This is a genomic window from Streptomyces sp. YJ-C3 (genome assembly GCF_053891275.1).
This window is the reverse complement of sequence record NZ_CM132685.1, coordinates 3,135,968-3,148,678: the sequence shown is the minus strand read 5'-3', so window position 1 is coordinate 3,148,678 and position 12,711 is coordinate 3,135,968. Positions and strand designations below refer to the sequence as shown.

Annotated in this window: 11 protein-coding genes; all 11 read right to left on the bottom strand. The window is 70.0% G+C overall.

Features of this window, described 5'->3' with window-relative positions:
- Positions 1-23: 23 nt before the first annotated feature.
- Complete coding sequence (gene ispG, locus ACVHNB_RS13765) at positions 24-1,190, bottom strand: flavodoxin-dependent (E)-4-hydroxy-3-methylbut-2-enyl-diphosphate synthase (RefSeq protein WP_428950998.1); 1,167 nt, start codon at positions 1,188-1,190, stop codon at positions 24-26.
- Positions 1,191-1,197: 7 nt separating this feature from the next.
- Positions 1,198-2,220, bottom strand: coding sequence for an adenosyl-hopene transferase HpnH (hpnH, locus tag ACVHNB_RS13760; protein ID WP_428950999.1), 1,023 nt, complete (start codon positions 2,218-2,220; stop codon positions 1,198-1,200).
- A 5-nt stretch (positions 2,221-2,225) separates the two neighbouring features.
- Positions 2,226-2,894 (bottom strand): phosphorylase family protein, encoded by a 669-nt coding sequence (locus tag ACVHNB_RS13755; RefSeq protein ID WP_428951000.1) that lies wholly within the window; start codon positions 2,892-2,894, stop codon positions 2,226-2,228.
- Positions 2,894-4,903, bottom strand: coding sequence for a squalene--hopene cyclase (gene shc / locus ACVHNB_RS13750; RefSeq protein WP_428951001.1), 2,010 nt, complete (start codon positions 4,901-4,903; stop codon positions 2,894-2,896). The genes ACVHNB_RS13755 and shc overlap by 1 nt, the downstream gene beginning before the upstream one ends.
- Positions 4,904-5,006: 103 nt before the next feature.
- A complete protein-coding gene (locus ACVHNB_RS13745; RefSeq protein WP_428957467.1) occupies positions 5,007-6,065 on the bottom strand; it encodes a polyprenyl synthetase family protein in 1,059 nt (352 codons plus the stop codon).
- A gap of 62 nt (positions 6,066-6,127) precedes the next feature.
- Positions 6,128-7,561, bottom strand: a complete 1,434-nt coding sequence (hpnE, locus tag ACVHNB_RS13740; protein ID WP_456228195.1) for a hydroxysqualene dehydroxylase HpnE — start codon at positions 7,559-7,561, stop codon at positions 6,128-6,130.
- A gap of 166 nt (positions 7,562-7,727) precedes the next feature.
- Complete coding sequence (gene hpnD / locus ACVHNB_RS13735; RefSeq protein WP_428951003.1) at positions 7,728-8,678, bottom strand: presqualene diphosphate synthase HpnD; 951 nt, start codon at positions 8,676-8,678, stop codon at positions 7,728-7,730.
- The gene (hpnC, locus tag ACVHNB_RS13730; RefSeq protein ID WP_456228880.1) at positions 8,675-9,577 is read right to left on the bottom strand and encodes a squalene synthase HpnC; all 903 of its coding nucleotides are present in this window, start codon (positions 9,575-9,577) and stop codon (positions 8,675-8,677) included. The genes hpnD and hpnC overlap by 4 nt, the downstream gene beginning before the upstream one ends.
- 425 nt (positions 9,578-10,002) lie before the next feature.
- Positions 10,003-10,788: an ABC transporter ATP-binding protein gene (locus ACVHNB_RS13725; protein WP_428951004.1), complete on the bottom strand. Its 786-nt coding sequence runs from the start codon at positions 10,786-10,788 to the stop codon at positions 10,003-10,005.
- On the bottom strand, positions 10,781-11,728 hold the full coding sequence (locus tag ACVHNB_RS13720; protein WP_428951005.1) for an ABC transporter permease: 948 nt from the start codon (positions 11,726-11,728) through the stop codon (positions 10,781-10,783). The genes ACVHNB_RS13725 and ACVHNB_RS13720 overlap by 8 nt, the downstream gene beginning before the upstream one ends.
- 95 nt (positions 11,729-11,823) lie before the next feature.
- Entirely contained in the window at positions 11,824-12,696 is an 873-nt protein-coding gene (locus tag ACVHNB_RS13715; RefSeq protein WP_428957469.1) for a glycosyltransferase family 2 protein, read from the bottom strand.
- Between the last annotated feature and the right edge of the window lie 15 nt (positions 12,697-12,711).

Sequence of the window (12,711 nt, the reverse complement as noted above, 5' to 3'; positions counted from 1 at the left end):
CCTTCCCGTTCGAACTCAAGACCTCAGCTCACGGTGACGTCGGGCGCACCCGACGCGACGCCGTCCTGCTCCATCTGCTCGGCGATCTTCATCGCCTCGTCGATGAGCGTCTCCACGATCTTCGACTCGGGCACGGTCTTGATGACCTCGCCCTTGACGAAGATCTGCCCCTTGCCATTGCCGGACGCGACGCCGAGATCGGCCTCGCGCGCCTCGCCGGGACCGTTCACGACACACCCCATGACGGCCACCCGCAGAGGCACCTCCATGCCGTCGAGCCCGGCGCTCACCTCGTCGGCGAGCTTGTACACGTCGACCTGGGCCCGCCCGCACGAAGGGCAGGACACGATCTCCAGGCGCCGCTGCCGCAGGCCCAGCGACTCCAGGATCTGGATGCCGACCTTCACCTCCTCGGCGGGCGGCGCGGACAGCGAGACGCGGATGGTGTCGCCGATGCCCTCGGAGAGCAGCGCCCCGAAGGCGACCGCGGACTTGATCGTGCCCTGGAAGGCGGGGCCGGCCTCGGTCACGCCGAGGTGCAGCGGGTAGTCGGACGCGGCGGCGAGCTGCCGGTACGCGTTCACCATCACGACCGGGTCGTTGTGCTTGACCGAGATCTTGATGTCGCGGAACCCGTGCTCCTCGAAGAGCGACGCCTCCCACAGCGCCGACTCGACGAGCGCTTCCGGCGTCGCCTTCCCGTACTTCTGCAGCAGTCGTCTGTCGAGCGACCCGGCGTTGACCCCGATGCGGATCGGGGTGCCGGCGTCCGAGGCGGCCCGCGCGATCTGCTTCACCTGGTCGTCGAACTTCTTGATGTTGCCCGGGTTCACCCGGACCGCCGCGCATCCGGCGTCGATCGCGGCGAACACGTACTTCGGCTGGAAGTGGATGTCCGCGATCACCGGGATCTGCGACTTCCGCGCGATGGTCGCGAGGGCGTCCGCGTCGTCCTGCGTGGGGCACGCCACCCGCACGATCTGGCAGCCGGAGGCGGTCAGTTCGGCGATCTGCTGCAGCGTGGCCCCGATGTCCGAGGTCCGTGTCGTCGTCATCGACTGCACGGACACGGGCGCGCCGCCTCCCACGGGTACCGGTCCGACCTGGATCCGACGGCTGACGCGCCGTTCGGCGAGGGGCCGGACCGGTACCTCGGGGAGGCCCAGTGAGACAGGCTCTCCGGATTTCATGGCGTGGTCACCCACGATTCCCGGCGACGGTCTCGGTCATCGCGCGCAGGGACTCCTTGAGGGAGCCCATGGTGGCGAGGACGGCGGTCGGCTCGTAGCCGCAGTGCGCCATGCAGTTGGCGCAGCGCGGGTCCTTGCCTCGGCCGTAGGCGTCCCAGTCGGTCTTCTCGATGAGCTCCCGGTACGTCGGCACGTACCCGTCGCTCATCAGGTAGCAGGGCTTCTGCCAGCCGAAGAGCGAGTAGTTCGGGATGGCCCACGCGGTGCACGGGAAGTCGACCTTGCCCTCGAGGAAGTCGAGGAACAGGGGCGAGTGGTTGAGCCGCCAGCGTCGGCGGTTGCCGCCCGCGAAGGCCTTCTTGAACAGCTCGCGGGTCTGCGTGACGCCGAGGAAGTGCTCCTGGTCGGGGGCCTTCTCGTAGGCGTACGCGGGCGAGATCATCATCTCGTCGACCGAGAGGTCGTCGTTGAGGTAGTTGAGCACCTCGATGATGTTCTGCGGGGTGTCCGTGTTGAAGAAGGTCGAGTTCGTGGTGACCCGGAAGCCGCGCCGCTTGGCCTCCTTGATCGCCGCGACCGCCTCGTCGAACACGCCTTCCTTGGCGACGGATTCGTCGTGGCGCTCGCGCATGCCGTCGATGTGCACGGTGAACGCGAAGTACGGCGACGGCGTGAACCTGTCCATCTTCTTGCGCAGCAGCATCGCGTTGGTGCAGAGGAAGACGTACTTCTTCTTGGCGACCAACTGCCGGACGATCTCGTCGATCTGAGGGTGCATCAGCGGCTCGCCGCCGGCGATGGACACCATCGGGGCGCCGGACTCGAGGACGGCACCCACGGCCTGCGCGACGGGCATGCGCTGCTTGAGCACCCCGGCCGGGTGCTGGATCTTGCCGCAGCCCTCACATTTCAGGTTGCAGGCGAAAAGCGGCTCCAATTCGACAATGAGCGGAAACTTGTCCCGCTTGCGGATCTTCTGTTCAGCGAGATACGTCGCAACCTTGATGGACTGACGGAGCGGCATGGCCATCTGGCTCACCTCCGAGGGAGCAGCAAAGAACGGTGCCATTCGAAAAAAGCAGGAAGGACGGCACGAAGGACACGGAAAGCCGATAGTCCACCGCGAACTGTGCCGATCCGGACGAGTTCATGTTCTGGAGCGTCGACGACCACCCGGACGGCCGCAACCGGACGGCCGTCGGGCCCGGCGGCCGCCGCGGCCGTGCGCAGGGTCGCCGCGGACTCCATGTCGACCGCGACCGCGCCGGTCGCGAGCAGGTCGCCGCGTTCGTGTCCGCGCACCACATGGTCGGATCCGGTGAGCGGACCGGTGTGCACGGTGCGGCCGGGTACGGCCTTGACCAGCTCCTTGACCAGCAGGTCCGTGCCCGCGCACGGCGTGTGCCCGTACGCGTCGCGGGTCTCCTCGGCCACGACCAGGTCACCGGGGTGCATCCCGGGCGCGAGCCCGGCACAGAAGCCGGTGGCGACCACGGCGGCGTCGCGGAGGGCGATGTCACCGAGGGCCCGCGTCATGGTCCGTTCGGCGGCCTTGGGTCCCATGCCCGTACGCAGCACTTTCACGGGCGCGGTCGCCCCGGCGCGGCTGCCGGTACGCAGGGCGACGTGCTCGATGCCCAGCGCGCACGCGACGAGCAGCGGCATGGTCTCCGGCGGGCGGGTGGCCGCCGGGTCCCCGGTCATCAGCTTCCCTTGGCCGCGGTGGCGGCCCGGTCGGCGAACGGCTCGCCGTGCACGTACCGGCCCAGCGCGGTCAGCGGGAAGACCTGCCGGTACAGGTGATAGTTGATCGAGAAGTCCCAGGGGAAGCCGGTCCCGGTGAAGTACGGCTCCTCCCAGGTGCCGTCCTCCGTCTGGGTGTCGGCGAGGAACTCGATGCCCCGCTCGACCGCCTTGGAGTCCCGCTCCCCGGCCGCGAGCAGCGCCATCAGCGCCCAGGCGGTCTGGGAGGCGGTGGAGACCCCGTGGCCCTTCCAGTCCTCGTAGCGGTACGAGCGCAGGTCCTCGCCCCAGCCGCCGTCGTCGTTCTGGACGGATTCGAGCCAGCTGACGGCCCGCCGGATCGCGGGGTGCGAGGCGGGCAGTCCGGCTGCGGTCAGCGCGGGCACCACCGACCCTGTGCCGTATACGTAGTTGACGCCCCAGCGGCCGAACCAGGCGCCGTTCGCCTCCTGTTCGGCGAGCAGCCACTCGATGCCGCGCCGGGTGCGCGGGTCGTTCGACCTGCCCTCGATGGCGAGCATCTCGACGACGTGCCCGGTGACGTCGGCGGACGGCGGGTCGATGACCTCGCCGAAGTCGCAGAACGGCAGCCGGTTGGGGAACGGGCTGGTGTTGTCGACGTCGAAGGCGCCCCACGCCCCGTTCTTCGACTGCATCCCGAGGTTCCAGCGCACCCCGCGCTCGATGGACTTCTCGACCCGCGCCTTGTCCGGGTGGTCCACGCGGCGCAGCGCGAGCACGACCTCGGCGGTGTCGTCGATGTCGGGGTAGTTGTCGTTGTGGAACTCGAACGCCCAGCCGCCGGGCTCCACTTGGGGCTTGCGCACCGACCAGTCGCCCGGCCGGTCGATCTGCTCGTCCATCATCCACGTCACGGCCTTGACGAGGCTCGGATGGTCGGCGGGCAGCCCGGCGTCGGCGAGGGCGATCGTCGCCAGACAGGTGTCCCACACCGGGGACTGGCAGGCCTCGATCATCCGGGCCCCGTCCTCGCGCCACACGGCGAACCGGTCGAGCGACTCCAACCCTGCCTTGAGGACCGGGTGTTCGAGGTCGTAGCCGAGCAGGTGCAGGGCGATGACGGAGTACACCGCGGGCGGCTGGATGCCGCCCCAGCAGCCGTCGTTCTCCTGCCGCTCGATGATCCAGCGGGCCGCGGAGTTCATCGCGGCCTTGCGCAGTCTCTTCAGGGCCACCTTGTGGTAGCCGTGCATGATCTTGTCGAGCCGCTGGAAGGCTCCGTCCCAACTGGCCACCGAGGCAAGGGGCTTGGCCGGGTTCGGGTTGCGCGCGTCGGTGTGCAGCTCGTCCAGCGGGAACGGGGCGGGGCGCACCGGGCGCTTCGCGGACACGATGGTGAGCGGCACGATGGTCTGCCGCGCCCAGCATCCGAAGTCGTAGATGTTGAGCGGCATCCACTTCGGGAAGTAGATGAGCTCGGGCGGGAGTTCGGGGAGGTCGTCCCACTTCCACCAGCCGAACAGGGCCAGCCAGATCCGGGTGAAGACGCGGCTCGCCGCGATGCCGCCGCGTTCGCGGACCCAGGCGGACGCCTTGGCCATGTGCGGGTCGTCCGGACGGTCGCCCGCGAGCCGCAGGGCGACGTACGCCTCGATGGTGGTGGAGAGTTCGCCGGGTCCGCCGTAGAAGGTGGCCCAGGTGCCGTCCTCGCGCTGCTCCCCACGGATGAAGAGGGCGGCGGCGTCGGTGGTGGCCTGGTCGCGGATCCCCAGGAACTGGCGCAGCAGCAGGTCCTCGGCGTCCATCGTCACGTTCGTGTCGAGGTCGCCCTTCCACCAGCCCTGGGCGTCCTGCCGGGCGAGCAGGAAGTCCGTGGCGCGTTGTATGGCTCGGTCGGCGGCGCTGTGTGTCCCGGCCGCCTCGGGGGTCGTGTCGGACTGGGGGGCAGTGGTGGCCGAGGTCGCCTCGGGAGTCACGGCTCCGGTGCTTCCGTCGGTCGTCGCTGTCATGGCTATCCCTTCGTGCAGTGGCTCTTCTCTGCTGGGTAACCGTCGGCCGATGCCCTGGCGGGACACCGGCCGGCGACTGCGAGTCATATGCGGCCGATAGTGATCATCTCTTTCGTACGACGACGAAGTCGGCGAGCGCCGCGAACTGTGCGCGCACCGTGGCTGGCATCTGGACCGTGTCCAGGGCTTCGAGGGCGACGGTGTGCTGGCGCCGGGCCTCCTGGGCGGTCCACTCGCGCCCGCCGGCCTCCTCGATGAGGGCGGCGCGGGCGGCGAACTCCGCCTCGGAGAAGTTGTCGAAGTCGTTGTTCTTGGCGTCCGCGGCGAGGAGCTCACCGAGCCGCTCGGAGGCCGGGCCGCCCGCGGCGAGCGCGGCGACGACGGGCAGCGACTTCTTGCGCTGGCGCAGATCGCTCCAGGTCTGCTTGCCGGTGGACTCGGGGTCGCCCCAGATGCCGAGCAGGTCGTCGACGGCCTGGAAGGCGAGGCCCAGGTGGTAGCCGTACTTCTCCAGGGCGTCGGCGGTGACGTCGTCGGCGCCGCCGAGGACCGCGCCGATGGAGGAGGCGCAGGCGAGCAGGGCGCCGGTCTTGTTGCCCTCCATCTCCAGGCACTCCTCGACACTGACGCGCTCGCGGTGTTCGTAGGAGATGTCCTGCGCCTGGCCGTCGATGAGGGCCCGGGTGGCGGTGGTGAGACGGCGGGTGGCGCGGCCGGCGTCGACCGACGCGATCTCCAGGAGCACCTCGTTGGCGAGGGCGAACAGGGCGTCACCGACGAGGATGGCCTGGGCCGGGCCGTGCACCTTCCACACGGTGTCGCGGTGGCGGCGCTGCTCGTCCCCGTCCATCAGGTCGTCGTGCAGGAGCGAGAAGTTGTGCACGAGCTCGACGGCCACGGCACCGGGCACGCCGATCTCGGGCGCGGCGCCCGCGGCCTGCGCGGAGAGGACGGCGAGCGCGGGGCGCACGGCCTTGCCGCCGTCACCGTCCGAGGGGTTGCCCTCGGCGTCGATCCAGCCGAAGTGGTAGGCGGCGACGGTGTCCATGGGCGGCGCGAGGCGGTCCACGGCCGCCTTGAGCACCGGCGTGGCCAGGGTTCGGCCGCGCTCCAGAAGCGCGGTCACGTCCACCGCGTCGGCAGCCTGTTCGGCCGAGGGCACAGGTGGCACAGTCTCTCCTTGATTTACCGATGTCGGCGTTGCTGCCGTGGGTGTTTCGATGCTCACGCCGCCTCCCGGAACAGATGGCCGCGCGGGCGGCCGAGGGCGGCGAGCGCCGCGTCCGCGGCGCTCGTGCCGCTGCGGACTGCGCTTTCCATGGTCGCGGGCCACCCGGTGGCGGTCCACGCGCCGGCCAGGTAGAGGCCGGGGGCATTGGTGCGGGCCGTGGGCCGCAGGGCGCCGACGCCGGGGGCCGGCGCGAAGGTCGCCGTCCGCTCCCGGGTGACGAAGAAGTCGCGCACCGTCGCGCCGCGCGCGGCGGGCAGCAGCCGCTCCAGCTCGGGCAGGTAGCGCTCGCGCAGCGCGGCGACGGGCTCGTCGATCTCGTCCTGGGCGGCCGACTGGGACACGGCGAGGTACTGGCCCTCGGTGAGTCCCGAGGCCTCCGTGCGGTCGAAGACCCACTGGACCGGGGAACCGAGCGCGGTGAAGAACGGCTGCTTGAGGACCTTGCGGTCGTACACGACGTGCAGGTTGAGGATCGGCGCGGTGCCGATGTCGAGGAGCCGGTCGGCGTCGTCCAGCGCGCCCTTGGGCAGCAGGTCGTACGTCTCGCGCTGCGGCACGGCGAGCACGACGGTGTCGGCCTCGAGAATCTGGCCGGAAGTGTCGGGTGCCTCGGGAACCTCGATACTCCAACGCCCGTTCTCCATAGGCGAGATGGAGGTGACGCGTGTACGGAGTTCGGTGCGTACGCCCGCGGAGTCGAGCGCCTTGCGGGCGAGGGTGTCGTGGAGTTCACCGAGGGGCACCCGGGCCCAGCCGATGTCGGCGGCGCCGGGGTCGGACAGCAGCCCGGTCCTGAACACCATGGCGGCAAGCCCCAGCGAGGACTCGCCCGCGACCGCGTTCAGGGTCGCGACGCCGACCAGGTCCCACAGCGCCTCGATGGCCCGCTGCGACTGACCGTGCTCCGCCAGCCAGGAGCCGAAGTCCTGCTTGTCGAGCGCCGGATCCGCGGGGTCGAGGCCCTTGAGGGCGAGAGCGGCCCGTCCCACGTTGGCGCGCTCGGCCAGCGACAGGTGCGGGTAGGTGGCGAGGCTCTTCGCCAGGTGCAGCGGTACGGGCAGGGCGGTGCGCCGCAGCCGGCCGAGCCGGTTCCGGTCGGCGTCGAGCACGGGCACGTCGAGACGTTCCTGCACGGGCGCGAGCGGCGTGGCGTCGATGCGGTCCAGGAACCAGCGGTAGGCGGTGCAGCAGCGCAGGTACACGTGCTGGCCGTTGTCGACGGTGAGGTCGCCGCGCTTGAAGGAGAAGGCCAGGCCGCCGAGGCGGGGCCGCCCTTCGAGGAGCGTGACGTCCATGCCGCCGTCGGCGAGCGCGAGCGCCGCGGTGATCCCTGCGAGCCCGCCGCCGACGACCACCGCGACGGGCCTGCGTTCCGACGCGGCGGAGTCCGCGTCGAGCGCTTCCGATGCCGTGTTGCCGGTGCTCATGCGCCCTCTCCCTCAGTGGTGCCGGCGGTGCGTACGACCAGCGTGCGGCGGGGTTCGACGGGTGTGACGAACGCTCGGCAGGTCGTTGCATGCAGGGACGCCGCGCCGCCCCGGAGGGTTGCGCGCCACTTCGCGGCGGAGGCGACAGGGAGCACCGGAATGCCCATCAGGCGCGCCTCCTGAGCGCGGTCCGGGAGACGGTGCGGGCGTCGAGGCCGGACAGGCCGCGCACGGCGACGTACGCCTTCTCGTGGCCGGGCAGCGAGACCCGGCCGCGCAGCACGGCCTCCGGCTCGCGCTCGATGCGGTCGAGCAGGCGGCGGTAGATCCCGGCCATGGCGGCGACGCAGGCACCGGAGCGCCGGTCGAGCAGGGGCAGGAGGCGGTAGCCCTCGGCGAACAGGGCGCGGGCGCGACGCACTTCGAAGTGCACCAGCCCGGCGAAGTCCGAACCGGCGGGCGGCACCGGACCGTCGAACCCGGCCGAGCAGCCGAACTTGGCCAGATCGTCGGCGGGCAGATAGGTCCGCCCGTCGGCGGCGTCCTCGCGAACGTCCCGGAGGATGTTGGTCAGTTGGAGTGCGAGCCCGAGCGTGTCGGCGTACTCGGGCGCGCGCTCGGCGCCCCGCGCCCCCGCTTCGGTCCCGAACACGCCGAGGGAGACCCGTCCGATGGCGCCTGCGACGCACCGGCAGTACACCTTCAGGTCGTCCCAGGTCTCATAGGTCTCGCCGCGCAGGTCCATCAGGACACCGTCGATGAGCTCGTCGAGCCCGCCGAGCGGGATCGGGAACCGGTCGGCGGCGTGCGCGAGCGCGACGGCCACCGGATCGGTGTCGTCCTCGTCGACCTTGCCGTCGCGGACCCGGCCGAGCAGCGCCCGGGTCTCGTCGAGCCGCTGCGCCTTCACGTCCGGCGCCAGCGTGCCGTCGCCGATGTCGTCGACGCGACGCGAGAACGCGTACACCGCCGACATGGCGCGCCGCTTCGCGGTCGGCAGCAGCCGGATGCCGTAGGCGAAGTTACGGGCCTGCTGCCCGGTGACGGTCTCGCAGTAGCTGTATGCGGCGAGCACCGGTGCCGACACCTGCTGGTCAGACTCCACGGTTTTGCTCACCCCTCTCCTCGCAGAGTCGCTCCCACCTCGCGCAGCAGCTGGAGCTTGGTGGGTTTGGGCGGTCCGGTAAGGACGTCGTACGAAACGGCGGTGATCGCGTGGACCGCCGCCTTCCCCCCAGCCACGAACCCGGCCAGCAGCAGCTTCAATCTGCCGTGGACGCTACCCACGAGGGGGGTGCCTTCATTCAAGAGCCGGAGGGCGCGTTCCGCTTCGAACGCGACCAGGGCGCGCACCGCTGCGCCTGCGGTCGGCGCGGCGAGATCCGACTCCTGGACGTGGAACCGTTTCATGTCTTCGGCGGGAAGATAGATGCGGTCGCGCGCCAGATCCTCGGCGACATCCTGCAGATGTTCGACGATCTGCAGTCCCGTGCAGACCGCGTCCGAGCGGCGGATGCGCTCGGGGGTCGCGGTGCCGGTGAGGGCGAGGACGAGGCGGCCGACCGGGTTGGCGGACAGCTCGCAGTAGGCGAGGAGGTCGTCGTACATCTCGTAGCGCGTGACGAGCTGGTCCTGGCGGTTGGCCTCGATGAGGCCGACGAACGGTTCGGGGGTGAGCGAGCGGCGCCGGACGGTGGGCTGCAGGGCGCGCAGCAGCGGGTGCCGGGGCGTCGCGTCGAAGACGCGGCGCAGGTCGGCCTCGAAGGCGTCCAGCATTGCGAGGCGGTCGTCGGCCCGTTCGGGTGAGACGCCGAGGAATCGGGCGTCGGCGCCGCCCGGCGCGAGGTCGCCGTCGCCGATGTCGTCGACCAGGCGCGCGTACCCGTACACGGCCATCAGGTCGTCGCGCCAGGCGCGGGGCAGGAAGAACGGGGCCACCGGGAAGTTCTCGTCGGCGGCCTTGTCCAAGGTGGCGCTCTCCGGGCCCTGCGGGGGCACCGGGCGCACACGGGACAGTGCGCTCACCGGGTGCGGTCCGCTTCCGGAACGACGGCGAAAGCCTCGTGGACCTGGAGATTTCCCGTAACCATTGCCGTCACATCTCCCGTTCTACACTGCGGACTAATACATCCTATTTCGGACACGCCGCCCGGCCGTCCGCGCGACCGACCTTCTCTATCGGACCAGGACATCGCGCATTATCGCCCCACTTGCCGCGCATAAGCACCGGTACAGCTTACGTTGTACAACGATGACCGCCACGGCGGGGTGTTCCGCGCATCACAACAACACACCGATTGACGCCAAGATTCCTTACTGGCAAGGAAGTTGACCCACCCTTGACCTTGATCGGGAAGTAGTTGGCATCTACATGAACATCAGAGGCCCCACCGGTTGGATTCCGGTGGGGCCTGTTATGACGCGGTCGGAAAGCCGGGCGGTTACTTACCCGTGAACTTCTCGTACTCCTTGAGTACCTCGGCCGTCGGACCGTCCATACGCAGCTCCCCGCGCTCCAGCCACAGAACGCGGTCACAGGTGTCACGGATGGACTTGTTGTTGTGACTCACCAGGAAGACCGTGCCGGCCTCCTTGCGCAGCTCGCGGATGCGGGCCTCGGAGCGCTTCTGGAACTTCCGGTCGCCCGTGGCCAGGGCCTCGTCGATCATCAGCACGTCGTGGTCCTTGGCGGCCGCGATGGAGAAGCGCAGGCGGGCCGCCATGCCGGACGAGTACGTCCGCATCGGCAGGGTGATGAAGTCGCCCTTCTCGTTGATGCCCGAGAAGTCGACGATCTCCTGGTAGCGCGCCTTGATCTCCTCGCGGGACATGCCCATGGCCAGGCCGCCGAGGATGACGTTGCGCTCGCCCGTCAGGTCGTTCATCAGCGCCGCGTTCACGCCGAGCAGCGAGGGCTGGCCGTCGGTGTAGACCTTGCCCTTCTCCGCGGGCAGCAGGCCGGCGATGGCCCGCAGCAGCGTCGACTTGCCCGACCCGTTCGAGCCGATCAGGCCGATGGCCTCGCCGCGGTAGGAGGTGAAGGAGACGCCGCGCACGGCGTGCACCTTGCGGACGCCGCGCTCCTCACCGCGCTTGAGTATCCGGCTCAGCGCGGAGGTGGCGCTGCCCTTGCCGGTCCTGGCGCCGTTGACGCGGTACACGATGTGCAGCTCGTCGGCGATGACCGTAGGGATGCGGGCATCGGTCGTCTTGTCGAGATCAGCCACGGCCGTACCTCTCCTCTGCCTTCCAGAAGTAGACGAAGCCGACCACGGCGAACAGGACGGCCCAGCCGAGGGCGAAGCCCCACACGTGCGGAGGCAGGTACTCGTCGTCGGTGTACCCGTGCCCACCCATGAAGGCGAAGCGGATCAGGTCCATGTAGATGGCCGCCGGGTTCCACTGCAGCACTTCGCCGACCCAGCTGGGCACGCTCTCCTTGCCCGCCAGCATCGCCGGGATGCTGAACATGACGCCGGACGCGTACATCCACGTGCGCATGACGAACGGCATCAGCTGCGCGAGGTCGGGCGTCTTGCTGCCCATCCTGGCGAAGATCAGCGCGAGGCCCGTGTTGAAGGCGAACTGGAGCACCAGGGCCGGCAGCACCAGCAGCCACGACAGCGCCGGGAAGATCCCGAACCCGAGCATGATCACGACGAGCACGATCATGGAGAAGAGCAGCTGCTGGAGCTGCTGGAGCGCGAAGGAGATCGGCAGCGAGGCCCGCGGGAAGTGCAGCGCGCGCACCAGACCGAGGTTGCCGGAGATCGCCCGTACACCCGCCATGACCGAGCTCTGCGTGAACGTGAAGACGAAGACGCCCGTCACCAGGAACGGCACGTAGATGTCGTGCGGGATGCCCTTCCTCGCGCCGAGCAGCAGCCCGAAGATGAAGAAGTACACCGCCGCGTTCAGCAGCGGCGTCGCCACCTGCCAGACCTGGCCGAGCTTCGCCTGGCTGTACTGGGCGGTCAGCTTCGCCTGGGAGAAGGCGATGATGAAGTGGCGCCGGCTCCACAGCTGTCGTACGTACTCGAACAGACCGGGACGGGCTCCGCTGACGGACAAGCCGTACTTGGCGGCGAGCTCGGCCGGGGAGAGCCCGTCGTCGGGGGACGGGGCCGCGCTCACGGCGACCGGCCCGTCATGCGTTGTCTCACTCACAAGGGGGAACTTTCGTCTTCAAAAGCACAGCCTGATCGGGCATGGGCGGGAGCAGGGACCGTGGGTAGGCCCGCATGCTCTCAGACTCGAGCTTGTCAGATGACAGGAGGTCGGCCCAGTCGGGTCAAGCGCCACACCGTGCGCCACTTCATGGGACGCCTGGGTCCGCAGGGCGTCGTCCAGCCCTCCTTGAATCCGCCGAGCCAGGCCTTCAGGGCCGGGCCCGAGGGACGACGGGCGAGGGTGAGGAGCAGCCAGACACCGAGGTAGACCGGGACCAGCAGCGCGGGCAGGTTGCGGCGGGCGAGCCAGACGCGGTTGCGGGCCACCATGCGGTGGTAGACCGCGTGCCGGGACGGAGCCGTCGTCGGGTGGTGCAGCACCATGTCCGCGCGGTAGTCGATCAGCCAGCCCGCGTCGAGGGCACGCCAGGCGAGGTCGGTCTCCTCGTGGGCGTAGAAGAACTCGTCGGGCAGCCCGCCGACCTCCGCGATGACCCGCGTCCGGCAGGCGTTGGCGCCACCGAGGAAGGTCGTCACGCGCGAGGAGCGCATCGGGTCGGCGGCGCGCAGCCGCGGGACGTGACGGCGCTGGGTCTCGCCGGTGTCCGGGTCCGCGATGCGGAAGCTGATGATGCCCAGCTCCGGGTCGGCGGCGAAGGCCTGGCGGCACAGCTCGGCCGTGTCGGTCAGCGGCAGCAGGCCGTCGTCGTCGAGGAAGAGCAGGATGTCGACGTCGGAGCCGGAGGGCCCGAAGGCCTCGATGCCGACGTTGCGTCCGCCGGGGATGCCGAGGTTCTCGGGCAGCTCCACGGTCCGTACGCCCGCGGGGACGTCCGGGACCGGTGAGCCGTTGCCGACCACGACCACCTCGACGGGGTCGCCGTCCTGCTTGGCGACCGAGTCGAGCAGCGCGCGCAGCTCGGCCGGGCGGTTGCCCATCGTGATGACGACCGCGCCGACCTTCAACTGCTCTCCCGGGGC